Genomic DNA, 579 nt, shown 5'->3' with positions numbered 1-579 from the left:
GAGCTCATCGAGCCCCCGCATTACCCTACACCCTGGGGGATGAAGTCCCGCATCACGAACACATCATCAAAGGAGGCCAACATGGCCAAACCAAACGCGGAATCGACGTTCCGTGCGAAAGCGCCTGGCATCATGGCGCAGCTAATCCCCGATTTCCCCATCACGCCGGACGATGCCGCGGCGATCCTGGGCAATCTCGGCCACGAAAGCGCCGGGCTGACCACACTGCAGGAAATCAAGCCAACAGTGGCAGGCAACAGCCTGGCACTGATATCCGCGTCATTCGTGAGATTGTGGAGCACAGCGCCGGGCCGCCAAGGTAGGCGCCAGATGGTGACGATCTGGCAATGCGGAGGGTTGCGCTTTTCGCTCTGAGGAGACCGGCTCAGGGTATGGGTCCAGCACGATCACCACGGCCACTAGCAACGCATCGTGCAACTTGTTGAATAGACGCATTGGTCTCTCCGGTTCCTGCACCGTAAACGTGGTGCAACGGCCGAAGTTGCTTGTCGCAGCGGCGGAAAAGATGACCTGCCAGAGGAGCCTTGAGGGAGGTCGGGGCGACGCCGCACTTTATCC

1 protein-coding gene is annotated in these 579 nt (G+C 60.3%); it reads left to right on the top strand.

Features of this window, described 5'->3' with window-relative positions; genetic code table 11:
* Window positions 1-375 (top strand): hypothetical protein (locus tag ACI3KS_RS19635; RefSeq protein WP_404920220.1); only part of this gene is annotated, 375 nt, incomplete at its 5' end.
* Window positions 376-579: the final 204 nt, after the last annotated feature.

The organism is Microbacterium sp. ZW T5_45, assembly GCF_044987415.1.
Taxonomy (GTDB): Bacteria; Actinomycetota; Actinomycetes; order Actinomycetales; family Microbacteriaceae; genus Microbacterium.
Note: the sequence above shows the minus strand (reverse complement) of the source record. Positions and strands in the feature narration are given on the sequence as shown.